Genomic DNA, 24,333 nt, shown 5'->3' with positions numbered 1-24,333 from the left:
AAAATCTTTTGAAGGATTTAAAACAAGAATTTTAGCTAAAATAACAGCATTAACTTTGGTTCAATATATCAATAAATTCATATTTGATAGACCAATAAACAATATTAAAAATCAAATTATTTAATTACACCCAACGGGTTATTGTTAGTTATTACAATGGTTTCCTTGTATTCCTGTAGTAGCGAAACCACCAGTGAGCCAATGTTGATTGTCAAATTTCAATTTGACCCAAATCAAGCAAGATTGAATAATTTAGGGCAACCTTCAACTGTAGCTCCCGGAAATTCTGCACAAACGCCGATTTTTAATTTGATTTCTTCACATTATTTAGAAATGGCGCCAAATGCCAACACGCAACTTGGACAAGGAACAATTTTGTATCATGCTCCCGAAACGACTGCCGGCGGTGCTAATGCAATCGATTTTAATCAGTCTAAAATTGTTTCTCAGGGAGAAACATTTCTAAAAATCCCACTGAAGGATGTTTTGGCAGGAACATATCAATGGATGCGTGTTTCTTTGTCCTACCAAAATTACCAGATTTCTGTCAAAGCCAGTAGCGGAACCGATTATGAAGGCACCTTGGCCAGCTTTGTTGGATTTAATACTTATATTTCTACCTTCAATATTGCAGATTATTCTTTTCCGGTAAATGCAAATAAAGCCCAAGGTTATTGGGCATTTGGCTTAAATGATGTTAATTATTCTACTTGGGGTCAAGCCGCTCCCGGCGCGACCACTGTTCCAAATCCGCTTAATGCAACATCTCCAATTCCTGCAGGTTCCTGCGTGGTTACAGGGAGATTTCCAACCGATTTAGTAATTGATGGCACCGAAACTAAGGATGTAGTGATAACGCTATCGTTGTCAATCAACAACAGTTTTGAATGGCACGAAGTGAATGCTGACGGGAAATATGAACCAAGTGCCAACGAGAATGTTGTTGATATGGGATTGCGTGGTTTGGTTCCGACTTACGTGAAATAAAGTTAGCCTAATTAAAGAAAAATAAATTACTGTGGCGCTCACTTTAAATTGATTATAAATTATGACGAAAAGGTTGTAGTTAATATCAAATAGCAGTATTTTTGTGTTGTTTTTTAAAAACTCTACACAATTATGGCAAGATCTTCCGTTTTGGGCTCGTCCATCGCAAAAAAAGTTGCTATGGCACTTTCCGGGCTTTTCTTAATTTCATTTTTAGCCCTTCATGTCTCTATCAATTTAACTTCTGTATTCAGCGAAAGCGTATTTAATGAATGTTCTGATTTTATGGGTTATAATCCTGTAATCCAGTATGTGATGCAGCCCATTTTAGCTTTTGGGGTTGTCTTTCACTTTCTTATGGGATTTGTGTTAGAGTATAGAAATAATGTCGCAAGACCCATTGGCTATGCGAGAAATAACGGTTCTGCTAATTCTTCTTGGGCATCAAGAAATATGATTATTTCTGGATTAGTTGTATTGGCATTTTTGGGATTGCATTTTTATGATTTCTGGTTTCCAGAAATCGCGTATAAATATGTTGAAGCAAACCCACAGGATCCTACAAGATATTATGGCGAATTGGTGCATAAATTTGAAAGCCCGGTTCGTACAGGATTGTATTGTTTAGCTTTTGTATTATTGTTTTTACACTTATGGCATGGTTTCAACTCATCAATGCAGTCTGTTGGATTTAATAATAAATTCTCAAAAGCCCTCCACAAACTAGGATATGTGTTTGCAATAGTTGTTCCTTTCGGATTCATTTTCATTGCATTGTTTCACCATTTTAATCAATTATAAATGACACTAGATTCAAAAATACCAGAAGGTCCAATCTCGGATAAATGGACAGATTATAAAGATCATTTAAAATTAGTTGCGCCAAATAACCGTCCGAAAATTGATGTTATCGTTGTGGGAACTGGTTTAGCCGGAGCTTCTGCCGCTGCATCATTAGGAGAAATGGGATATAATGTTAAAGCATTCTGTTTCCAGGATTCACCTAGAAGAGCACACTCAATCGCAGCTCAGGGTGGAATTAACGCAGCTAAGAATTACCAAAATGATGGTGACAGTACTTATAGATTATTTTACGATACCATAAAAGGTGGCGATTACAGGGCACGTGAAGCGAACGTTCACCGTTTGGCTGAAGTGTCATCTAATATTATTGATCAATGTGTGGCTCAGGGCGTTCCTTTTGCACGCGATTATGGCGGAATGTTAGACAATCGTTCTTTTGGAGGAACCCAATTACAGCGTACGTTTTATGCAGCGGGTCAAACGGGACAACAATTATTACTTGGAGCTTATTCGGCTTTATCGAGACAAATTGGTTTAGGTCGTGTAAAAATGTACAACCGTCACGAGATGTTAGATTTAGTGAAAGTTGATAGAAAAGCAAGAGGAATTATTGCCCGTAATTTAGTTACCGGAGAATTAGAAAGACATTCCGCACACGCTGTTGTTATTGCTTCAGGCGGTTATGGAAATGTGTATTTTCTTTCTACAAATGCAATGGGAAGTAACGTAACGGCCGGCTGGAAAATCCACAAAAGAGGCGCCTTGTTTGCAAATCCTTGCTTTGTTCAGATTCACCCAACCTGTATTCCCGTTCACGGAGTTAACCAATCGAAACTGACTTTGATGTCGGAATCATTGCGTAATTCAGGTAGAATCTGGGTGCCAAAAAAGAAAGAAGATGCAGAAGCAATTCGTGCAGGGCAATTAAAACCAACACAAATTTCTGAAGATAACAGGGATTATTTCCTTGAAAGAAGATATCCTGCTTTCGGAAACTTAGTGCCGCGTGACGTAGCTTCAAGAGCTGCAAAAGAGCGTTGCGACGAAGGTTTCGGAATTGAAGCGAATGACACAAACGAAGGTGTTTATTTAGATTTCTCTACCGAAATCCAAACTAAAGGAAAACAAACAGCCTACGCAAAAGGAAATCACAATCCAACTCCCGAAGAAGTTACCAAATTAGGAAAGCAATGGCTTGAAGAAAAATATGGTAACCTATTCGCGATGTATGAAAAAATCACCGACGAGAATCCATATGAAACGCCGATGAAGATTTATCCTGCCGTTCACTATACTATGGGTGGCGTTTGGGTTGATTATAATTTGCAGTCAACAATTCCCGGTTGTTTCGTTGCCGGTGAAGCTAATTTCTCGGATCATGGTGCCAACAGATTAGGAGCTTCAGCATTAATGCAAGGTTTGGCTGATGGTTATTTCGTATTACCTTACACGGTTTCAAATTATTTAGCAGACGAAATCAGAACCGGAAAAATTTCAACCGATACACCCGAATTCGCTGAAGCAGAAAACAGCGTAAAAGAAACAATTAATAAATTCCTGAGCAACAACGGTTCCAAAACGGTTGACCACTTTCACAAAAGACTTGGTCTGATTATGTGGAATAAAGTTGGAATGGGAAGAAATGAAAAAGGCTTAACAGAAGCCATTTCCGAAATCGCCTCCCTAAAAGAAGAATTCTACAAAGATGTTTACGTTCCGGGCAGTTCAACTGAATTAAATCCCGAACTGGAAAAAGCATTACGAGTTGCCGACTTCATTGATTTAGGCCAATTAATGGCAATGGATGCGCTTCAAAGAAATGAATCCTGCGGCGGTCACTTCCGCGAAGAATATCAGGACTCAGAAGGGGAAACGCTTCGTGATGACGAAAACTTTTCATTCGTTAGTGCCTGGGAATATATGGGATACGATATCAGCAAAGAAATCTTGAATAAGGAAGAATTGAAATACGAGTTTATCAAAATTGCAGCTAGAAATTATAAATAACAGATTATGTCAACGGCAAAAAATATCAATTTAAACCTTAAAATTTGGCGTCAGCAAGATGCAAAATCCAAAGGAAGCATGGAAACTTATAAATTAGATAATGTTTCAACTGCAAGTTCGTTTTTGGAAATGTTAGACCAACTGAACGAGGAATTAATCAACGATAGAAAATCTCCGGTAGCATTTGACCATGATTGCCGTGAAGGAATCTGTGGATCCTGTTCGTTATACATCAACGGAAGGCCACATGGACCTGAAACAGGAACCACAACTTGTCAATTACACATGCGTAAATTCAAGGATGGTGACACAATTTTTATCGAGCCATTCAGAAGCAAAGCGTTTCCCGTTGTAAAAGATTTAGTGGTTGATAGAAGTTCATTTGACAGAATTCAGCAAGCTGGTGGTTTCGTTTCGGTAAATACATCGGGCAGAACTATCGATGCAAATTCCACTCCGGTGCCAAAACACGATGCCGACAAGTCTTTTGAAGCTGCTGCGTGTATCGGATGTGGAGCTTGTGTGGCAACTTGTAAAAACGGTTCGGCAATGTTATTTGTTGGCGCCAAAGTTTCTCAATACGCTTTATTGCCACAAGGAAAAGTTGAAGCAACACAACGTGTCTTAAATATGGTGCGCCAAATGGACGAGGAAGGATTCGGAAACTGTACGAATACAGGCGCCTGCGAAGTAGAATGTCCAAAAGGAATTTCATTGGAAAACATCGCCCGCATGAACAGGGAATATTTAAAAGCAAGCATGAAGTAAATGAGTCATTGCGATGCACGAAGCAATCTCATCTATATAAACGTAAACGCGTCCAATTTGGGTGCGTTTTTTTATGGCGTGCCCCTTCGGGTCGCGCTATCGCCTGCACACGGTGCCTGGCTCTATCGCTCACGCGGACATTCTTTGTGAGCTTCAAAATTTGTATATTTGGACACGAGCCATGAGGCGAACTGTATGGAGCGTAGCGGAATAAAACAACAATAATTCAATGAAAAAACTACTTTCGGTATTATTTCTATTCTTATCAGCTTTAGCTTTTAGCCAAAATTATCATCAATATGTTAACCCAATGATTGGAACCGGCGGTCACGGTCACACCTATCCGGGTGCAACTACACCATTTGGAATGGTCCAACTTTCACCCGATACGCGAATTGACGGAAGTTGGGACGGCTGTTCAGGTTATCATTACGATGACAATACAATTTATGGATTTTCGCATACACACTTAAACGGAACAGGCTGTACCGATTTTGGCGATATTATGCTAATGCCCACTATGGGCGAACCAACATTAAATCCAAAGGAATACAGCGCTACTTTTTCTCATGCCAATGAAAAAGCAAGTGCTGGATTCTATTCCGTGAAACTTGATAAAGACAATATCGATGTTAGACTGACAGCTTCCACCCGAATTGGATTTCACGAATACACCTTCAACAAAAGCGGTCAAGCCAATATTATCCTCGATTTAAATCACAGAGATAAATTATTATATGGTGATGTCAAGATTATCGACTCTAAAACTATCGAGATACTTCGTAGAAGCGAAGCCTGGGCGAAAGACCAATACGTTTATGCCCGAATAGAATTCAATGTTCCGATGAAAATCAACAACGTTAGAAATAACGGATTTGCTCCAGCCAAAACAACAGATGCCTTTTTTGCAGGAACCCAATTAGCACTCAGCTTTTCAAAATCTGTTAAAAAAGGAGAACAAATTTTGGTAAAAGTTGCACTTTCTCCAACGAGTTATGAAGGAGCAAAAGTCAATATGTCTGAAATAAAAGATTGGGATTTTGAAAGAGTTAAAAAGGAAGCCAGGCAACTTTGGGACAAACAATTAGCTAAAATCGATATTACAGAAAGCAATAAGGACACCCAAGCCAAAGGCGAACTGAGCGAAGCTAAACTAACCATTTTTTACACTGCATTATACCACACGATGATTCAGCCAAATATTGCTCAGGACATCGACGGAAAATACCGCGGCAGGGATAACAAAATCCATAAAGCAGAAGGATTTGATTACTACTCCGTTTTCTCCCTTTGGGACACGTTTAGGGCAGCACATCCATTATATACTTTGATTGAAAAGAAACGAACTGCCGATTTCATCAATACATTTTTGAAACAATACGAACAAGGCGGAAGATTGCCTGTTTGGGAATTGGCTTCCAATGAAACAGATTGTATGATTGGCTACCATTCGGTTTCAGTCATGGCTGATGCAATGGCAAAAGGCATTACGGGTTTTGATTATGAAAAGGCATTTGAAGCCGCAAAACATAGCGCAATGCTTGACCATTTAGGATTGGATGCTTATAAAAGACAAGGATTCATCTCAATGGATGACGAGCATGAAAGTGTTTCCAAAACCCTGGAATATGCTTATGATGACTGGTGTATTGCACAGATGGCAATGATTTTAAACAAAAAAGAAGATTACAATTATTTCATGAAACGTTCGCAAAGCTGGAAAAATGTCTTCGATTGGAATACCGGTTTTATGCGTCAAAAGAAAAACGGAGGCTGGGACAAGCCTTTTGATCCAAAGGAAATCAATAATAATTTTACCGAAGGAAATTCATGGCAATATTCCTTTTTTGTGCCCCAGGATATTCCGGGAATGATTGAAGCGTATGGCGGAGCAGCCAAATTTGAAGCCAAACTGGATGAAATGTTTAACAGCGAAAGCAAAACTACAGGCCGAGAACAAGCAGATGTAACGGGATTGATTGGGCAATACGCTCACGGCAACGAACCAAGTCACCATATAGCGTATCTATACAATTACGTTGGCAAGCCTGAAAAAACTACTGAGAAAGTGCATTTCATTTTGGACAATTTCTATAAAAACACCCCCGAAGGTTTGATTGGGAATGAAGACTGTGGTCAGATGAGCGCTTGGTATGTCCTGAGTTCGATGGGAATTTATGATGTGACTCCTGGAAAGCCTGAATGGATTGAAACCGAACCACTATATAAAAACATTAAAATAAAAATTGGTGATAATAATGATTATGTAAATATAAGTAACCCAAATTCTAGAAAAAGAATAGGAGTTTATAAAACAATGCATGAATTAATGATAACTAAACCTTCGTACTCAAATATCATTTCTGTTCCTGTAATTTATGCCGAAAGTAAATCTTTTAAAGACAAATTGACGGTTGAAATAGTATCTCAAAACCCTAAAGATACAATCTATTTTTTAATAAGTGATAAAGACAATTATCTGTCTAAAAAAATATTTGTTCCTTATTCAAAACCAATTGAAATTGAAGAAACTTCAACCATTTCAACTTATATTAAAAACAACGAAAGTCAAAGCAATACAGTCTCTGCCACATTTATCAAGAAACCAAACAATTACACTATCGACCTCAAATCAACATACAATCCGCAGTATCATGCCGGCGGACCAAATGGTCTGATTGATGGGATTTACGGCACAGAAAATTGGCGCAAAGGCGATTGGCAGGGTTATCAAAGCCAGGATTTTGAAGCGGTTATTGATTTACAGAAAGAACTTCCAATTCATTCCATTGCGGCAACTTTCTTGCAGGATTCACGCTCTTGGATTTTAATGCCAACCAAAGTTGAATATTATGTTTCGACAGATAACACTACCTTTACGTTAGCCGGAACAATTAGCAATGATATAGATGCAAAAGAAACCGAGAATAAAATCAAAAGTTTCAATTTAAATAAAGAAATGAAAGGCAAATACATAAAAATAAAAGCTTATAACTTAGGAAAATTGCCAGAATGGCATCAAGGTTTTGGAGGCGATGCTTTTATTTTTATTGACGAGATCACAATTAAATAGTTATGAAAATTGCACTTATACAAACATCTTTAGCTTGGGAAAACCCAATTGAAAACCGAAGCCATTTGGTCCAAAAAATTACTGGCTTTATGGAAGATGTTGACTTGATTGTGCTACCCGAAATGTTTTCTTCCGGATTTTCGATGAATCCAAAAGAGGTAGCTGAAACGATGGAAGGAGAAACGGTTTCCTGGCTTCAACATTTGGCGAAAGCCAAAAACTGTGCAATAACTGGAAGTTTGGTCATTGAAGAAAATGGTAATTACTACAATCGGTTGGTTTTTGTTTTTCCAAATGGTGACATCGAAACCTATGATAAACGACATTTGTTTACACTGTCTGGCGAACATCAGTTCTATACCGCGGGCGTGGATAAATTAATTGTAAATTACAAAGGTTTTAAAATCTGTCCACTGGTTTGCTATGATTTGCGTTTCCCTGTTTTTTCCCGAAATGCTGAAAATTATGATGTACTGATTTACGTTGCCAATTGGCCTAAACCACGTATTAATGCATGGGATATTTTACTGAAAGCAAGAGCCGTGGAAAATATGTGCTACACCATTGGCGTGAACAGAATTGGAACCGATAATAATAATCACGAGTATGTTGGACATTCGCAGGTTGTTGATTTTCTCGGGAATTATGTTTTGGATCCTCAGGAAGCAGATGCTGTTTTTATTGTGGAATTAGATAAAGCTAAACTTATGGAAACCCGTGAGAAGTTGGCTTTTTTGAACGATAGGGATGATTTTGAAATTCGCAGTAAATAACTTTCTTACTTCGTACCTATATCAAAAGGCTGTTCTACATCCCAATTGGCACGGACATCCAGCTCTTTTTGAAAATAAATGACTTCTTCTGATTGGCGCCTTTCCATAAAACTTCCGGCGTCCCAAACTTTATTTTTATTGTCATCATAAATAATGCGCAACGTGTATTTGTCGGGTTCAAGTCCCAAAAACTCCACAACGGGATTGCTTTCTGTGTAAGCTGTTGCCTTTACTTTACCGTCTTTATCTGTAAGTTCAACAATGATTGGAAATCGTTTTGCCTTTTCTAAAATCACTTTTAAATTACCATAATCGGATGTGTTTTTTGTCGCTATTCTATAGGTTAATGTATCGTTTGATTTTTCTAAAAAATCTGTCAAAGCGCCCGGCATTAATTGAATTTTATATTTTTCTAAAGGTTCTTTGTTGAAATTGAAATACAGCTTTTGCTGAAAGTCATCATATTCCGTTTCAAAAGGAACGGCAATAGAATCCTTATTGAAAATAGAGATTTTTGATTTGTCAAATTTCACTAAGGGAACAGAGCTATTTAAAGAAAATCGCTCTCGTAAAGGAAGCGTTCCATAATAGTACGGACTTACGGTTAGCGTGTCCGCTTTTTGCTTTTTCATCTTTACCAAAAATTCTTTTTTGAAGTTATCTTTCTCTACAACAACCTGCAAAGAATCAGCTTTTATGGGTTTAAACCAAAGCTGAACCGAATCTTTTTTCTGAAACTGAGTAACTATCGTTGGAACAATCTCCGAACCATTTTTCACGGAAATTTTCATGTTTTTTGGGTTGCCTTCGTAAGCCATTACTAATTTATTCCCTGATGCCTGTGTTGGTTTAATCGCTTTAAAAGGGAGTTTTTCCTTGAATAATTCTAGTTCAAAAATAGTGTCGTTAGGAATGGTAATGTATTGTTTTTGAAAACCAATTTTATCTGATTTTGGATTAAACTTATTATTTCCATTGTCTTTTAACGCTAGCAAAAGATATTTTCCGGCTTTGATGTTTTCAATTGTAACCCCTTCCAGACTGTCTAATGTATTGGTTATGTACCTCGGGGATTCTTTATATATTGTGGAATCATTGAACTTTTCATTGATTTCGTACAACATCACCGAAACGAAATTATCTGTTTTTTTTTCTAAAGCATCTTTCACTTTGACGTTTATTTTCAACGAATCAATGTAAGTGCCGGTGGAAAAAACATATTTGAATTGAGGATACGGATTCCCTTCGTTATTGTCTTCAATGCTTTGTCCGAAATTCAAGCTATAAGTTGTATTAGGCTGTAGCGTGTCCCGAAGCTTAATGGTCAAAGTTTTGCTGGCGTTCTGCGGTAAAATCTCCGGCTGATTTTTCATTGGTGGCGAAATAATCAACTGCTTGTTTATGTTTTTCAGCTTGACATACTCATCAAAAACCAATTTGATTTCCTTACCATTAAAATTAGTTGAGAAATTTTTAGGGAAACTTGCTTTCAAAACAGGAGCAATGGTGTCTTTAGTGCCGCCAGTTATATTGCCACGCTTAGCGCAACTTGCCATCACGACTATAAAAAGCAAACAAATTAACTTAAAAATAGATTTTGGCATACCGCTGTTTTTCAAAGCACAAAATAACAATTATAATTAGTGTGAATGAAATGTTTTTTGGGAAACTTAACATTTAGCTGTGAGACATTGCCATGCAAATAATGCTAATCTTAGTATTTGGGATTTTCAAAATGGCGCGGCTGCAAGCTTCGAGCGTTGATCCAGTCGTAATCACATCATCAATGAGAAGAAAATGTTTGCCGACATGATTATCTGAAAAAGAAACATCAAAAACGGTTGCGATTACATCAGCTCTGCCCAAAAGATCTTTTTTGGTTTGGGTTTTAGTGTACAATTTTCGATATAAAAGCTGGTCGTCATAAGGTATAGCTAAGTTTGACGACAAGGCTTTACCAAAACCTTCCACTTGATTATAACCACGTTCCCGAAGTCGTTTTTTGTGTAACGGAACAGGAATAATATAGTCGATTCCTTTAAGTTGATCCAAATCTTTCAACTCTTCTCCATACCAATTGCCAATAGTTTCACTTATTTCTTCGTGACCTTTATATTTTAATTTGTGAATCATTTCCTGAACAATTCCTTTTTTGTGGAAATAAAATAAAGCCGAACCATACTCCAATGGAATCCTTCCATAAAATTTCTGGAAGATTTCATTGTCTTCAATTTTGTGATGATTCGTCAGTGGAACTTCGTGTCGGCATTGGGTACAAATGACTTTTTCGTCACTTAATAAAAATGAATGACAACCCGCACAAGACTTTGGAAAAAATAAATTTAAAAGATCATTCCACATAAAAAGATAATTTTCTTACATAAAAGTATAAAAAAATTTTATTCTAATTGATTTTTACTGCTTTTTTTATAATCGCTTTTTATATTTTTGCAGCATTATGGCAAAACAAGAAGATTTATTTAAGAACGTAGTTTCGCATGCAAAAGAGTACGGATTTATTTTTCCGTCAAGCGAAATTTACGATGGTTTGAGCGCAGTCTATGATTATGCTCAAAACGGAGTAGAATTAAAAAAGAATATTAGAGAATATTGGTGGAAAGCCATGGTGCAGATGCATGACAATATTGTGGGTCTTGATGCCGCAATCCTGATGCATCCAACCACATGGAAAGCTTCCGGTCATGTTGATGCGTTTAACGACCCATTGATTGACAATAAAGATTCTAAAAAAAGATACCGTGCCGATGTGTTGATTGAGGATTATGCCGAAAAATTAAATCTGAAAGCAAAAAAAGAAATCGAAAAAGCCCGCGAGCGTTTTGGCGATTCTTTTGACGAAGAGCAATACAAAACAACCAACCCACGCGTAATGGAATATCTTTCGAAAGAAAGAGAAATTCTTGAAAGAATGGGGCGTTCACTAGGTTCCGGGGATTTGGAAGACGTAAAAAACCTTATCGAAGAACTGGAAATTGCTGATCCGGAAACGGGTTCAAGAAACTGGACAGAAGTACGCCAATTCAACCTGATGTTCGGTACCAAACTTGGTGCTTCTGCTGAAAATGCTATGGACTTATACCTGCGGCCTGAAACGGCACAAGGTATTTTTGTAAACTTCTTAAATGTTCAGAAAACAGGAAGGATGAAGATTCCTTTCGGAATTGCACAAACTGGGAAAGCCTTTAGGAATGAGATTGTAGCACGTCAGTTTATTTTCCGTATGAGGGAATTTGAACAAATGGAAATGCAGTTTTTTGTAAAACCAGGCGAAGAAATGAAATGGTACGAATACTGGAAAGAAACTCGATTGAACTGGCACTTATCGCTTGGTTTAGGAAGGCAGAATTATCGTTTCCACGACCACGAAAAATTAGCACATTACGCGAATGCAGCTGCGGATATTGAATTCAATTTCCCTTTTGGTTTCAAAGAATTGGAAGGAATTCACTCAAGAACCGACTTCGATTTGAAAGCTCACGAACAATATTCGGGTAAAAAATTACAATATTTTGATACAGAAACTAATTCGAATTACGTTCCTTATGTAGTGGAAACCTCTGTGGGATTGGACAGGATGTTCCTCGCCGTTTTTGCCACTTCATTACACGAAGAGACATTGGAAGATGGATCAACCCGTACTGTTTTGCGTTTGCCTTCCGTATTAGCGCCAACAAAAGCAGCCGTGTTACCATTAGTAAAAAAAGATGGTTTACCGGAAGTTGCGCAAAAAATCGTCGAAGACTTAAAATGGGATTTCAATGTAGCCTATGACGAAAAAGATGCCGTTGGAAGACGATACAGAAGACAGGATGCATTAGGAACGCCGTTTTGCATAACAGTAGATCATCAAACGCTGGAAGACGAGACAGTAACCATCCGTCACAGGGATTCAATGAAGCAGGACAGAGTTAAAATTTCTGAACTACGTGGACTTATAAATGCTGAGGTTTCCGTTAGGAAATGGCTTATGAAAATGTAACATACAAATGTCACTCTGAGTGAAAGCGAAGAACCTAATCCCAAATGCTAAAAACCTTTGGGATTTTTGTTTTGTAAGCATTGTTCCGAATAAAAAATGACATATTAACAAGATAACGCTTAATGTTAACAATTAGTTGCGTTTGTAAGTCAAAAATTTACTTTCGTTATAACGAAAATACATACGTTTAATCGGATTTATTTTTGTAGTTAAATTTTTATTATAATCTTTAACGATAACAACTAGTTTCCCCAAAACTACCCGTTATTTTACCGAATCTAATGCTTTCCCAATATCAAAAACCGGAAAAGCATTAATGAGTCAAACATACATCATTATAGACGATGATAAAGGAAGTGTCTTAAAAACTCAGGCAATTGCCGAGCGTTTTAGGAACCTTACCTTTGTCGCTTCCGCCAATACCTATGATGATGGGGTGAACCTTATTTTGGAACACCAGCCCCGACTGGTTTTTCTTGAAATTGATCCAACCGATAAAAAAAGTAATCTCTCTTTAGCGCTGATTAATGAATTGTATCGTTATTTAAGTGTTGTTCCCAAAATCATTATCACCACTACCTCGAAAGAGCTGGCTTATGAAGCATTGCAGTATGAAGTGATAGATTATTTGTTAAAACCGTTGAATATAAATGATTTTAGGAAGGCAATCTTAAAATTTGACCGCACCATAAAATCGGATGTTCCTTATTCAGAAGAAAAAAATCCCGCGGCGACGTTTGAAGTGTTAGACGAAACGCTTACCGAAGATTTGGAAACAGAGGAAATTGATACAGCTGAAAACGATACGGAGGTAACAATTATTCCGGCACCTGAAAATCCAACCGCGCCTATGGGATCAGTTGTAATGCCGCAACAGCAGTCGTTGGTAATTTGTGTCAAATCCTACGGGGATTATCGGTATATTGATTCAGATGATGTGCTCTATTTTGAAGCCGATAATAACTCTACCGATATTCATTTAAACAATGGCGAAATGATTACGGCTTTTAAAACATTAAAACATTTTGAAACCGTCTTGCCGCAAACACAATTTCTTCGCATCCACAACAGTTATATTATCAATGTAAACCAGGTATCACGAATCCACACAGGAAACACTGTTTGCTATATCAAGAACTCAACTACCAAACTGCCGTTCTCGAAATCCTATAAAGAGAATGTAGATTTAATTATCAGCAGAATAGCGGCTGGAAATTATTTGGAGATTTAGAAGAAAATTCGTAGTTTCACCAAAAAAACATGATGGAAATCAAGGTTTTAATGGTTGATGATCATCCGCCGATTATTGAAGGGTATAGATCTATTCTTGCGTACAACCCCTTTGGTTACGTATTAAACACTACTGCCGCACACTCATGTGAGGCCGCTTACAACGCCATTCTTCAGGCAAATCAACCTTTTGACATAGTATTTTTAGACCAGACTTTACCCCCTTATTCTGAAAAAAATATTAATAACGGCGGGGATTTAGTGCCTATTATAAGGAAACAGCATCCCAACGCGAAAATCGTAATTCTAACCTCGCACAGCGAATCTATAGTTTTATTTAATATCATAAAAGAGTATAAACTTGAAGGAGTTTTAGTAAAAAGCGATTTTCAGGCTCCAGAATTGATTGAAGCATTCGATGTTGTCGTTAAAGGAGGCACTTATTTTAGCGAAACGGTTATCAATCATCAAAAGTCGTGGGGAGAAAAGAATAAAGTGATGGATAGTTATAACCGCCAGATTCTTTCTTTGCTTTCGCAGGGAGTTAAAACCAAAAGCCTTCCTGATTTGCTGCATCTTTCGAAAAGTGCCATCGATAAAAGAAAATCTATTCTCAAGCAGCTTTTGGGAATTGATAAAGGAAACGATGAAGACATTCTTAGGGAGGCCAGAAAGCAAGGATTGATTTAGCACCAAAGTGTAAACTTCAATGTGCAGCTAAATGTTTTATATAACCGTTATGAAAAAGTACATTTTTAGTGTACCAAAAGATAAAATCAATAATTTACTTTTACTGTATCAAAATTGAATAACAGTAATTTAACTTAATCAATGGTAGTTTAAGTGGCTTACCACCACATTGGTGACATGATACAAAAAATGCGTTTCTAATTTTTTGTAGAGAATTCAAACAGAAAATCCACTGTTTATTTTAGAGGTTTGTTATTAAACAGTAGTACGAATAAACCAACCAAAAAAAGCAGCCCAACCTTTATAATGTTTTGACGACACAAAGCTGGACTGCAATAATTAAAATTATATACAAATTTATGAAAAATTTATTATTTGGCTTAATCGCCACGGTTTTATTATCAAACTTGTCTTTTGGGCAATCTGCTGCGAATTCTAAAAATGAATTTGATTATGTTGGAAAATTGCACAATGAAATTTTATCACAACTTATTAAAAACAATAAAGTAAGTGAAATGTCAATATCTGAAATATCTAAAAAAGTCAAAGAAATTGCCTTATCAAATCAAAACTATTTAGACAAATTCAAAGGAGTAGGATATTACGAATTAACGGACGAAGATATTAAAAAAGGAATTGCAGATTATCCAAACAAATTCGCTTCAATAACAGATAATGCTAAAATTAGCTCAGGTGCAAAAGAAACACTTACAAAACTTATTGTTTATCTTTTTGATAATGGCGAAAAATTAGATTCTAAGGAACTGTACAATTTTATAATTAGTTTTGAGAATGAAGTAAACAACTCTGAATTGAAAGATGATGAAAAAGGTTTAATTCTCTCGACAACTTCTATAGTAAGATATTCAAATTTTTATTGGACAAATCAACAAACATTAACTAATACTCAAAGTAGATTTTGGCATTGGTTTGGTGATGCAATAGGGGGTCTTGCAGGCGGTCTTATAGGTAATGCAATGGAGCCTGGTCTAGGAGCGTATTCAGGCGCCGTAATTGGAGCGGGCATTGTAAGTGGTTCTATTGATGCAATAGAACAAGGTAAGTAATTTTCTTAAAATAAGAAATTCACAAAAATGAAACTCTATATTTTATTCTTTTTAATGCCTTTATTTATTTTTTGTCAAGTAAAACAAAATAATGATATTTATATAATAGGCAGAGGAACAATTTCTAAAAAGAAATTTGTTGGTGATATATTTAATAATATTAACAAAAACATTACTCATATTGGAATCGGTTTTTTAGAAAGTGATTCATTGATGGTTTATAATGTTTCTTTAGATAAAAGAATAAAAAATAGTTCTTTGATTGTAGAAGGTTTTGCTGATTTTAAAAATGTAAACGACCTCTTTTATATGGGTGTTTGGAAATTAGAGATTAGCAAAACGGATTTATTAATAGTTAAAGAAAGAATTAAAGAAATTCAAAAAAAAGAAATCGTGTTTGACTCAAGATTTGATTTAGACAACGGAGATACAAATCTTTACTGTTCAGAATTTGTACAAATTGTTATAAACTCAATAGATAATTATTATTATTTTCCAACGGAAATGATTCTTAAAAATTCCTTAAAAACAATTATTAACAAAGACACGTTTCTTTATTTTCCAACTGATTTTTTTTTAGTAAATAATAAATTCCAACAAGTAGATATTAATCAATTAAACTTCAAATTATGAAAAAAATTCTTTTTTTAACTTTTTTTATCCCATTCTTATCTTTTTCTCAAAGTAAATTTAGTATTACAGGTAGTGCCGGATTGTTTTCAATTAATAAGGAAAGCAATCTCAATTTAAATGCGTCTTTAAATTATATTATAAAGCAAAATGCTTTTACTACGGGTATTGATGTTTTTGGGAGTAAAAACAAAGTGAATACTCAAAATGTGTATAGCGATTTTTATTTTGCCTATTTAGAATATGGCAATCCAAAATGGGGATTGAAAAACAATAACTATTACTTCTCATTCATTCTAGGTCCGGGTATTATAAATCAAAGATTTGAAGACAAATCGATTACAGAATACTCAACTTTATTGGCAACAAAATTCAATATTAACGTTGGTAAGTATTCAACATTTGGCTTGAAAACTGGCTTCATGTTTAATGAATTAGAAACTGGAGCATTTGCAAATTTATTTATAACTTATAGGTTTTGATTGCTCAATCAAAAAACTTAAAAAATGAAGTTAAAACTCATAGTAGTATTTATTTTCCCATTATTAACTTATTCTCAATCCAATCTTGAAACTGCCATCAAAGGTGGAGAACTGCTCTTGAGTGGTTTGTCTATTCTTAAGGTTTCAAAATCAGATACTAAAGGAAACAGCAAAGTAATTGAAAGCCTGTGTGTGAAAAACAAACTCGCAGACAAGATAACTTTTAAGCTTGTGGGCAAAAACGCGGAAGGAGACGAGATTAAAAAAGAACTCGTTATCCCAAAAGACGGAAAAGAATGCCTGTTGTTAGTACCCAAAGGCATTTATACATACGAAATTACACTTGCCAATAAAGAAATTTATAAAAAAGGAGAGTATAAGTTCGATGAAGATATAGTAATGACTATAAAACAAGAATAACAAAAGTGAGTTTTGAGGTAAGCTTCAAAACTCACTTTTTTTAAACAAAAGCAGCCCAACCTTTATAATGTTTTGACGACACAAAGTTGGACTGCAATAATTAAAATTATATAAATATGAAAAATGCGTTATTTGCGATAATTGCATTTGCGATATTCTCATTCAATGGGATTGCACAAACGAAAAGCGATATAAATCAAAAAGCAGCATTCAAAAGTGCTTCATTAATAACAACCTTTGAAAATGAGGTTACAGAATATAAATTTCTTTCGCTGGCGGAACTAAACGAAGAGGCTGACCAAATTATGCAGGAATTAATTTTCACCGATTCTCAAAACACAAATAAACGCCCTCCTGAAATTACAATTGAAATTCAAATAGAAATAACCATTGGAGCTATAAAAGGATTACTGTGCGGATTAATTATTACGAACTGCGCTGATGTAATTGATGCAACAAAAAAGCTAAAAGCAATGTTACTTGCCGCAGCAACATTGGATTAATTTAAAATATATCAAAATAGATTGCTGTGTCCATTGTCAAATTTCATAAAAATGTACACTTTTAGTGTACCAAAATGTGAAAACAACGACATATTTTTACCATATCAAAATCAAGAACGTACTTTTTTATTAGAAGAAATTTATAATAAATAACAATACAAGTTTGAGGGAGATAAATTAAATTGTGGTAGAGTTGGGTTCCGGTTTTTTAATCGGAACTCAATTCGTTTTTACTATATTGGACTTATGAATAAAAGGATTGTTTATTGGGGAATAATTTTGCTGGTCTCTTTGTATAGTTGTACTTCTAAAATAACTGTAGACAAAAAAGATCAAGCTAGGAATGATTCTATTGGGAAATATCTTGAATTGGCGGGGAATGATACTATTGCATACAATAAGAAGGTATTGTATAATGATAAGGCGTTAACTTTCGTTAATTTAAATCAAAACGATAGTCTAACTCGGTGGAATTTATATTTTATAGGGGTTAACAATTATAACTTATTACAGTTTAAAAAACTTGATAAAAACTCTAAAATTCTATCTAATTTATCATTCAAATCAAACAACCAATTAAGTATTGCAATTTCTTATAAGTTGACAGGCTTAAACGAAATGTGTAAATCTAAAAATGAGCAAGCAATAGAGTCTTTTTCCAAAGCAAAAAAAATATTTTTAAAATTGAATGCTACTAAGCGATTAATAACTTTAAACAAAGACATAGCTCAAGTTCAGTTTTACTCTTCTGATTTCTTAGGGAGTAATAAAACATTATTTGAAAATTTAAAACGTATAAAAATATTGGACAAGAATTTAAATCAAGATTTATATAGAAATTATGCAACTATAGCCGACAACTTCTTGCACTTAAAAGATTATAAAAACTCCATTAAATATAAAAATGAGTCGATAAAATGGGCAAAAAACAATTTGAAATTTGTTAATTATTCATATTTAGGTATAGCAGATTCTTATATACAACTTAAGAAATATGATGATGCCCAATATTATATTGACTTAATATTAAAAAACCCCAAGAGCAAATTTGTTAGTCCTCAAAATTTTTATAATGCAAGATCAATGCATGGTTATCTTAAATTAGTTAATAACAAAATGAATGGCTTGCCTGATCTTTTCTATGAAGTAGAGGATTATTTTTTTAAAAACGACGACAGTGGTGGACAAGACGACAACCAAATTTATCTTTCAATATATTATGAAAAATTAAAAGATAATGCTAATGCTATAAAAGCAGCCAATAAAGCACTTAACATCTCAAAAAGTTACAAAAATCCTTCGAATATTCTGCTAAGTTTAGAACAACTTATAAAAGTCGATAAAAAGAACGCCTCAAAAAATGCTCAAGAATACATTATGATTAACGACAGCATGCAAATCGCAGAACGCAGCTTTAGAGATAAATTTGCCCGAATAGCCTATGAAACTGACGAAATCACCCAAGAAAAAGACAAAGCCATTAGTCAAAAATGGATTGTCACTGCAATAGCCGCAGGGGTTATTTTATTTGTGCTGCTAATTCATATCATAACGCGTCAAAGAGCCAAACAAAAAGAATTACAATTACTACAAGAACAGCAAAAAGCCAATGAAGAAATTTATGAATTAATGCTGGTACAGAAAAACAAGGAAGAACTGGCAAGGCAAAGCGAGAAAAAAAGGATTGCATTGGAATTGCATGATGGTGTGATGAATAAATTGGCCAGCACCAGGCTCAATTTAAATGTGCTAACCCACAGAAATGACCCGGAAACAATCGAAAAATGTCTAACACACATAGCAGGTATTTACGAGATTGAACAGGAAATCAGGAATATTTCCCATGATTTAACCATGGTCTCCTTTACAGATACCGTTAATAGTTTTGTCATCCTTTTAAACGATTTCATTAAAACACAAAAGGAAACATATTTCACAGATTATAAGTTAGAAATGGACGAAACTATCAATTGGGAAAGAATCTCTAGCAGTATCAAAATGAATATCTTCCGCATCATTCAGGAAGCAAGCCACAACGTCAATAAATTTGCTCAGGCAAAAAATGCCACAATCAGTTTAGTCTTGGATAAAAGCAATATATGTTTGTCGATCACGGATGATGGCAAAGGATTTGATCCGGAAGCCAGTAATGAAGGTATCGGGTTAAAAAACATAAAGCAACGAGTCGAAACACTTAATGGTAAAATTGTTATCCAGTCAATAACCTACAAAAGTACTTCAATAAATATAGCCATTCCATTGCCTAACGTAACAGGGTAAAGTAAAAAGTGCGAAATACAGGATTTGTATGGGCAGGTGGAAATACTTTATCATTAAATAATTCGATTTTATCCCGTTATTTTACTTTTTCCAGCATTTTCATGCCCTCGCAGCCTTCAACGAGGCTTCGGACTCTTACATTGAGGCTTCGGACCCCTTCATTCTTATTGCGGACTCTTTCATTCTTACTTCGTAAGGCTTCAGAGTTACTTCTGAGACATACAATATCACATCGGAGAGTTTCATCGTTACTTCGGAGGCTTTCAACATTGCTTTAATCCCTTACAAACAGGCATCTGACAAACATTTTCTTAAATCTTAAGAAAACATTAAGTTTTGGTATGAATTATTGGCACATAATTTGGCTAAGTGTTTGTATTAGTAACCAAATAAATAGTATTATTATGAAAAAACAAGACGTAATTCGAAACTACAATTTTTCGGATGGAACCTTAGTGACGAAAGGGTTAGAAAAAGTAGCTTTTATGCAAAGAGACCAAACCCAATTTGAGGAGTATGGCATCACTACAACCTTTGTAAACGACTTAAAAACGCTCATCGGCGCGTTTTCTGGACGTCTAACTGATGAAGAAGCATTGGGAGATCAGATGAACAGCACCGCTTTAAAAAATGACAAAGCGGAAGAACTGCGAGAAGCGATAAGAGTTGTTATGGCACGTGTCGTACTTACGTATAATTTAAATAGTGGTACCTATCATAAATTTGGTACAAACACTCTATCCCGTCAGACCGATGGCGATTTGGGTCAAACTGCAAAAAGAGTAGTGCGGGTTGGTACGGATTTAATGGCATCACTTGCTTTTAATGGACTGACTTCCGGCGAGCTGGACACTATCACCACCCTTGATACTGAATTTTCTAGATTGATAACAGAGCAGCAGCTTGAAATTGCTGACAGGGATATTGAACAAGAAGACCGAGTGGAAGCGGGGAACGCTATATATACTACCTTAGTAAAATATACAAATACGGGGCAGTCTATTTGGGAATCATCAGACGTAGCTAAGTTTAATGACTATGTGCTATACAACACGCATAGTGGTGAACCCGAAGAGGAAACTCCCGCACCTTCTGCTGCATAATATCATTTTCCAATAGTAAGTTGAAACCCTTTTTATTCAAATTGGATTTAAAGGGTTTTTTCATTTATCAAAATAGTAAATGGGAAATATTCAAAAAGCAGCATTTCAATATTTCTCTTTTGCCAACTTAAATTTAGGCATTCACCCAAATTTGTCTTTTGCTCGTCAAATTCAATTCTCGTTAAACGCAGTATTAATAAGCTTTACAGGCAAAACCCAAAGAATTGTTAAATCCATTCACTCGAATTTGCCTATCATCCACTATCAAACGGCACCATTCTACCATAAACACCTCTATTCATAAGGATTTGCAGAGACATCCTTTTTAGTTTTACTCCGTGAAAGTGTCCTCACATTGCCTCAAATCAATTAATGACACACACAAAAACGAATTAAAACATTAATAATATAAAGTCTCAAATTATGAAAAAATTAGCAACAACATTCGGATTATTAGCTTTAATGCTTATTGTCACGTCATTCACAACTCCAACTGAATTGGGTGGAAGAGATTCTACCGGAGGTTTAATTGTAGTTAACGAACTTGGAGGAAGAGATTCTACCGGAGGATTAATTGTAGAGAATGATCTTGGAGGAAGAGATTCTACAGGAGGATTAATAGTAGTTAATAATCTTGGAGGAAGAGATTCTACCGGAGGACTATAAGATAAATTTTAAATAAAATAAAAAAAGTCACTAATTAATGTTAGTGACTTTTTTTATTGAAATACTTTAGTATTTTTGTTGATATGCAATCCCTAAAATATTGAAAAAAAAATACTTGTTGTTTTTTGTTTTTTTGTTTTTAGCTTGTTCTAAAGGTAAAAAAATAAATGATTCTGAAGTATCCACTTCGGATAGTGTTTCTTATTATCTTAAATTAATTGACACTAATACATCTTCAGATACTTTAAAGAAAAATAGAATTAACAAAGCATATTCGCTTATTAAATCAGGAAAAAATTCAACTTCGAGCAGAGAAAATCTTTCTAAGGTAATTTTTGAATATTATAGTTTAGGGGACTTTAAGAAACTAAAAGAAGCATCAAAAGTTTTATTAGAAAAATCAAAATCAGCAAATGATACCGTTTCATTAGCAAGGTCATATAGATATCTAGGAGGGTATTATAAATATTCAGATGTTTTAGACAGCTCATTCATTTACTATTATAAAGCTGAAAAAATTTATGTAAAAATTAGAGACGACATAAGTTTAGCAAACATTCTTTTGAATAAAGGAATAGTTCAATCTAAAGCGGGGGATTATTTAGGGGCTGAATTATCATTAACTAGAGCTTATAATATTTACAAAAATTCCAACGAAAGCGAAAAATTATATGATACTTTAAATCAACTAGGATTAGTTTATAATGAATTGAAAGAATTTGACAAAGCAATTTTTTTTCATTCAAAAGCATTAGAAGTGGTTGAAAAATATGATTTAAAAAGTGATCAACAAAGAGGTGTTTGTTACAATAATTTAGGATATTTATATTTAAAGCAAAAAAAATATCCAGAAGCAATTGCCAATTTTGAATTAGGTCTAAATGACAAGAATGTAATAGAGGATGACCCTGACTTGTATGCTCTTTTAGTTGATAATTTGGCATACTCCAGATTACAGACCTCAAACTACCAAAATATTCCTAACCTTTTTTATAAAGCATTAAATATAAGAAAAACTACAGACAATAAATCTGCAGTAGTTAATAGTTATATTCATCTTTCAGAATATTTTCAAAAAATAAATAATAGTAAAGAATCAATAAAAAACGCAGAAATAGCGATATTAAAAGCCAAATACTCTAAGATACCAAACATAGTTGTGTTGGCGTTAAAACAAGCATCAGTTGTAGACATAAAAAAATCTTCTTTTTATTCAGAAGAATACATTAGAATAAGTGACAGCCTTCAAGTAGTAGAGCGCAATTCTAAAGATCGTTTTGCACGTATATTATTTGACACAGAAGTAATTACCAAAGAAAAAGATGACCTCGAGGTCAGAAACCGGAACCTACTTTATGGTTTTATAATATCATTTATTTTAGTGGCGTTATTATTTATAGTTAGAGCACAACGTGCCAGAACTAGAGAATTATTATTCAAACAAGCCCAACAAAAAGCAAATGAGGAAATTTTCAACCTGATGATGTCGCAACAATCTATCATAGACGAAAGTCGAAATAAAGAAAAGAAACGTTTAGCACAGGATCTTCATGACGGTGTTTTAGGAAGGATGTTTGGGTTGCGTTTAAATTTGGATAGTTTGAATTCAAGTACTGATCCTGACGCACCACAGAAGAGAAATGAGTTATTAAATGAATTAAAAACAATAGAACAGGACATCCGTGAAATTTCACACGACTTGAATAGAGAGAAATTAGTTTTAATTAATAACTTTGTGTCCATAGTTCATAATTTATTGGAAGAACAAAAATCTTTGCATGAAGCGGAAGTAATATATCATATTGACACTATCATTAACTGGGATAAAATTGGTAATGCCATCAAAATTAACATGTACCGTATTTTGCAAGAGGGATTGCAGAACATTAATAAATACGCCGGCGCCAAGAATATTACTGTAGAAATTAGCGGAGATTCTGAAAATGTTTTTTTTAAAATACAGGACGATGGAATCGGTTTTGATGTAAACAAAAAAAGTAAAGGAATTGGAATGCAGAACATGATTTCCAGAACGCACGACTGTCAGGGAATTATTGATATCACTTCTAAAAAAGACCACGGAACCACCATTATAATCACTATTCCAATTGAAACCAAACAACTAATTGAAGAACCAGCATGACAAAATCAATGAACATACTAATTGTAGATGATCATCCGTTTATAATCCAGGCGTATAAAAATGCATTAGACAAGTATAGCCAACAAGGATATGAGTTTGATGTTACCCAGGCCAACAACTGTAAATCAGGATATGAAAATATTGTTGATGCAAAAAAAACTTTTGATGTAGCTTTTTTTGATATCAGTATGCCTGAATATGCAGAAAAGGGAATTTACTCGGGCGAAGATTTAGCTTCTTTAATTAAAACTGAAATACCTGATTGTAAAGTGATTCTGTTAACAATGCATACCGAATTGCTTAAAATAAATAATATTATTAAAAATATTAACCCAAATGGATTGATTATCAAAAACGATTTGACTTTTGACGAATTGATTTTTGCATTTGATAAAATTATTAATAACGAAAGTTATTACAGCCAAACGGTTATCAAATTAGTTGGTCAAGCTCAATATAACAATATAGAATTAGATGCTTTTGATAAACAAATTCTGTTTCATTTGTCAAAAGGAGTAAAAACTAAAGATTTACCACAATATATTCCACTTTCCCTTAGCGCCATTGAGAAACGTAAACTTAATATTAGAGAAATATTGGAAGTAACGGGCGGAAGCGACATCGATTTAATTAATGAAGCTAAGACAAAAGGTGTTATTTAACGATTATGCGGGAAACCGTAACAACGTTTTTGTCTACATGGTGTA

21 protein-coding genes and 1 pseudogene are annotated in these 24,333 nt (G+C 34.8%); 20 read left to right on the top strand and 2 right to left on the bottom strand.

Going from position 1 to position 24,333, the window contains the following annotated elements; all coding sequences use genetic code 11:
• The 7 genes and pseudogenes from Q0Q99_RS03535 to Q0Q99_RS03505 form a co-directional block, all read left to right on the top strand.
• Window positions 1-124: pseudogene (locus tag Q0Q99_RS03535) on the top strand (IS982 family transposase); the annotation flags it as partial.
• 17 nt (window positions 125-141) lie between these two features.
• Window positions 142-987 (top strand): hypothetical protein, encoded by an 846-nt coding sequence (locus Q0Q99_RS03530; protein ID WP_293891524.1) that lies wholly within the window; start codon window positions 142-144, stop codon window positions 985-987.
• Between the two features lie 132 nt (window positions 988-1,119).
• Window positions 1,120-1,788 (top strand): succinate dehydrogenase cytochrome b subunit, encoded by a 669-nt coding sequence (locus tag Q0Q99_RS03525; protein WP_293891521.1) that lies wholly within the window; start codon window positions 1,120-1,122, stop codon window positions 1,786-1,788.
• Window positions 1,789-3,798, top strand: a complete 2,010-nt coding sequence (locus Q0Q99_RS03520; protein WP_293891518.1) for a fumarate reductase/succinate dehydrogenase flavoprotein subunit — start codon at window positions 1,789-1,791, stop codon at window positions 3,796-3,798. It begins immediately after the preceding gene.
• Between the two features lie 6 nt (window positions 3,799-3,804).
• On the top strand, window positions 3,805-4,566 hold the full coding sequence (locus Q0Q99_RS03515) for a succinate dehydrogenase/fumarate reductase iron-sulfur subunit (protein WP_293891515.1): 762 nt from the start codon (window positions 3,805-3,807) through the stop codon (window positions 4,564-4,566).
• A 229-nt stretch (window positions 4,567-4,795) separates the two neighbouring features.
• A complete protein-coding gene (locus Q0Q99_RS03510; RefSeq protein ID WP_293891513.1) occupies window positions 4,796-7,639 on the top strand; it encodes a GH92 family glycosyl hydrolase in 2,844 nt (947 codons plus the stop codon).
• Window positions 7,640-7,641: 2 nt separating this feature from the next.
• A complete protein-coding gene (locus Q0Q99_RS03505) occupies window positions 7,642-8,412 on the top strand; it encodes an amidohydrolase (protein WP_293891510.1) in 771 nt (256 codons plus the stop codon).
• Between the two features lie 5 nt (window positions 8,413-8,417).
• Here the strand turns inward: Q0Q99_RS03505 and Q0Q99_RS03500 are convergent, their stop codons facing one another.
• Both Q0Q99_RS03500 and Q0Q99_RS03495 read right to left on the bottom strand, forming a co-directional pair.
• Complete coding sequence (locus Q0Q99_RS03500; protein WP_293891507.1) at window positions 8,418-10,016, bottom strand: Ig-like domain-containing protein; 1,599 nt, start codon at window positions 10,014-10,016, stop codon at window positions 8,418-8,420.
• A gap of 73 nt (window positions 10,017-10,089) precedes the next feature.
• Window positions 10,090-10,773 carry a ComF family protein gene (locus tag Q0Q99_RS03495; RefSeq protein WP_293891504.1) on the bottom strand — a complete coding sequence of 228 codons (684 nt, stop codon included), beginning with the start codon at window positions 10,771-10,773 and terminating at the stop codon, window positions 10,090-10,092.
• Between the two features lie 97 nt (window positions 10,774-10,870).
• Here Q0Q99_RS03495 and Q0Q99_RS03490 point away from each other — a divergent pair, with 97 nt between their 5' ends.
• From Q0Q99_RS03490 to Q0Q99_RS03430, 13 genes are all read left to right on the top strand, one after another.
• Window positions 10,871-12,412 carry a glycine--tRNA ligase gene (locus Q0Q99_RS03490; RefSeq protein ID WP_293891501.1) on the top strand — a complete coding sequence of 514 codons (1,542 nt, stop codon included), beginning with the start codon at window positions 10,871-10,873 and terminating at the stop codon, window positions 12,410-12,412.
• Between the two features lie 316 nt (window positions 12,413-12,728).
• Complete coding sequence (locus tag Q0Q99_RS03485; RefSeq protein ID WP_293891498.1) at window positions 12,729-13,643, top strand: LytTR family DNA-binding domain-containing protein; 915 nt, start codon at window positions 12,729-12,731, stop codon at window positions 13,641-13,643.
• 29 nt (window positions 13,644-13,672) lie between these two features.
• Window positions 13,673-14,332, top strand: a complete 660-nt coding sequence (locus tag Q0Q99_RS03480; protein ID WP_293891495.1) for a response regulator transcription factor — start codon at window positions 13,673-13,675, stop codon at window positions 14,330-14,332.
• Window positions 14,333-14,691: 359 nt separating this feature from the next.
• Entirely contained in the window at window positions 14,692-15,399 is a 708-nt protein-coding gene (locus Q0Q99_RS03475) for a hypothetical protein (protein WP_293891492.1), read from the top strand.
• A gap of 27 nt (window positions 15,400-15,426) precedes the next feature.
• Complete coding sequence (locus Q0Q99_RS03470) at window positions 15,427-16,032, top strand: hypothetical protein (RefSeq protein ID WP_293891489.1); 606 nt, start codon at window positions 15,427-15,429, stop codon at window positions 16,030-16,032.
• Window positions 16,029-16,511 carry a hypothetical protein gene (locus Q0Q99_RS03465; protein ID WP_293891486.1) on the top strand — a complete coding sequence of 161 codons (483 nt, stop codon included), beginning with the start codon at window positions 16,029-16,031 and terminating at the stop codon, window positions 16,509-16,511. Before Q0Q99_RS03470 ends, Q0Q99_RS03465 begins: the two co-directional genes overlap by 4 nt.
• Window positions 16,512-16,535: 24 nt before the next feature.
• Window positions 16,536-16,931 carry a hypothetical protein gene (locus Q0Q99_RS03460; protein ID WP_293891484.1) on the top strand — a complete coding sequence of 132 codons (396 nt, stop codon included), beginning with the start codon at window positions 16,536-16,538 and terminating at the stop codon, window positions 16,929-16,931.
• A 116-nt stretch (window positions 16,932-17,047) separates the two neighbouring features.
• Window positions 17,048-17,434 (top strand): hypothetical protein, encoded by a 387-nt coding sequence (locus tag Q0Q99_RS03455; RefSeq protein WP_293891482.1) that lies wholly within the window; start codon window positions 17,048-17,050, stop codon window positions 17,432-17,434.
• A 246-nt stretch (window positions 17,435-17,680) separates the two neighbouring features.
• Window positions 17,681-19,714: an ATP-binding protein gene (locus Q0Q99_RS03450; RefSeq protein ID WP_293891479.1), complete on the top strand. Its 2,034-nt coding sequence runs from the start codon at window positions 17,681-17,683 to the stop codon at window positions 19,712-19,714.
• A 455-nt stretch (window positions 19,715-20,169) separates the two neighbouring features.
• Entirely contained in the window at window positions 20,170-20,817 is a 648-nt protein-coding gene (locus tag Q0Q99_RS03445; protein WP_293891476.1) for a hypothetical protein, read from the top strand.
• A gap of 423 nt (window positions 20,818-21,240) precedes the next feature.
• Window positions 21,241-21,483, top strand: coding sequence for a hypothetical protein (locus tag Q0Q99_RS03440; RefSeq protein ID WP_293891473.1), 243 nt, complete (start codon window positions 21,241-21,243; stop codon window positions 21,481-21,483).
• A gap of 100 nt (window positions 21,484-21,583) precedes the next feature.
• Window positions 21,584-23,626 (top strand): tetratricopeptide repeat-containing sensor histidine kinase, encoded by a 2,043-nt coding sequence (locus tag Q0Q99_RS03435; RefSeq protein WP_293891470.1) that lies wholly within the window; start codon window positions 21,584-21,586, stop codon window positions 23,624-23,626.
• An 8-nt stretch (window positions 23,627-23,634) separates the two neighbouring features.
• A complete protein-coding gene (locus Q0Q99_RS03430; RefSeq protein ID WP_293891467.1) occupies window positions 23,635-24,288 on the top strand; it encodes a response regulator in 654 nt (217 codons plus the stop codon).
• Window positions 24,289-24,333 lie beyond the last annotated feature (45 nt).

The sequence above is a fragment of the Flavobacterium sp. genome, from assembly GCF_025352425.1.
GTDB lineage: Bacteria > Bacteroidota > Bacteroidia > Flavobacteriales > Flavobacteriaceae > Flavobacterium.
This window is presented reverse-complemented; position numbering and strand designations above follow the sequence as displayed.

What these genes read in the sequence shown, in the direction of transcription:
- Q0Q99_RS03525 (WP_293891521.1), top strand. Translation starts at nt 1,120, where the DNA reads ATGGCAAGATCTTCCGTTTTGGGCTCGTCCATCGCAAAAAAAGTTGCT.
- Q0Q99_RS03520 (WP_293891518.1), top strand. Translation starts at nt 1,789, where the DNA reads ATGACACTAGATTCAAAAATACCAGAAGGTCCAATCTCGGATAAATGG.
- Q0Q99_RS03515 (WP_293891515.1), top strand. Translation starts at nt 3,805, where the DNA reads ATGTCAACGGCAAAAAATATCAATTTAAACCTTAAAATTTGGCGTCAG.
- Q0Q99_RS03510 (WP_293891513.1), top strand. Translation starts at nt 4,796, where the DNA reads ATGAAAAAACTACTTTCGGTATTATTTCTATTCTTATCAGCTTTAGCT.
- Q0Q99_RS03505 (WP_293891510.1), top strand. Translation starts at nt 7,642, where the DNA reads ATGAAAATTGCACTTATACAAACATCTTTAGCTTGGGAAAACCCAATT.
- Q0Q99_RS03500 (WP_293891507.1), bottom strand. Translation starts at nt 10,016, where the DNA reads ATGCCAAAATCTATTTTTAAGTTAATTTGTTTGCTTTTTATAGTCGTG.
- Q0Q99_RS03495 (WP_293891504.1), bottom strand. Translation starts at nt 10,773, where the DNA reads ATGTGGAATGATCTTTTAAATTTATTTTTTCCAAAGTCTTGTGCGGGT.
- Q0Q99_RS03490 (WP_293891501.1), top strand. Translation starts at nt 10,871, where the DNA reads ATGGCAAAACAAGAAGATTTATTTAAGAACGTAGTTTCGCATGCAAAA.
- Q0Q99_RS03485 (WP_293891498.1), top strand. Translation starts at nt 12,729, where the DNA reads ATGAGTCAAACATACATCATTATAGACGATGATAAAGGAAGTGTCTTA.
- Q0Q99_RS03480 (WP_293891495.1), top strand. Translation starts at nt 13,673, where the DNA reads ATGATGGAAATCAAGGTTTTAATGGTTGATGATCATCCGCCGATTATT.
- Q0Q99_RS03475 (WP_293891492.1), top strand. Translation starts at nt 14,692, where the DNA reads ATGAAAAATTTATTATTTGGCTTAATCGCCACGGTTTTATTATCAAAC.
- Q0Q99_RS03470 (WP_293891489.1), top strand. Translation starts at nt 15,427, where the DNA reads ATGAAACTCTATATTTTATTCTTTTTAATGCCTTTATTTATTTTTTGT.
- Q0Q99_RS03465 (WP_293891486.1), top strand. Translation starts at nt 16,029, where the DNA reads ATGAAAAAAATTCTTTTTTTAACTTTTTTTATCCCATTCTTATCTTTT.
- Q0Q99_RS03460 (WP_293891484.1), top strand. Translation starts at nt 16,536, where the DNA reads ATGAAGTTAAAACTCATAGTAGTATTTATTTTCCCATTATTAACTTAT.
- Q0Q99_RS03455 (WP_293891482.1), top strand. Translation starts at nt 17,048, where the DNA reads ATGAAAAATGCGTTATTTGCGATAATTGCATTTGCGATATTCTCATTC.
- Q0Q99_RS03450 (WP_293891479.1), top strand. Translation starts at nt 17,681, where the DNA reads ATGAATAAAAGGATTGTTTATTGGGGAATAATTTTGCTGGTCTCTTTG.
- Q0Q99_RS03440 (WP_293891473.1), top strand. Translation starts at nt 21,241, where the DNA reads ATGAAAAAATTAGCAACAACATTCGGATTATTAGCTTTAATGCTTATT.
- Q0Q99_RS03430 (WP_293891467.1), top strand. Translation starts at nt 23,635, where the DNA reads ATGAACATACTAATTGTAGATGATCATCCGTTTATAATCCAGGCGTAT.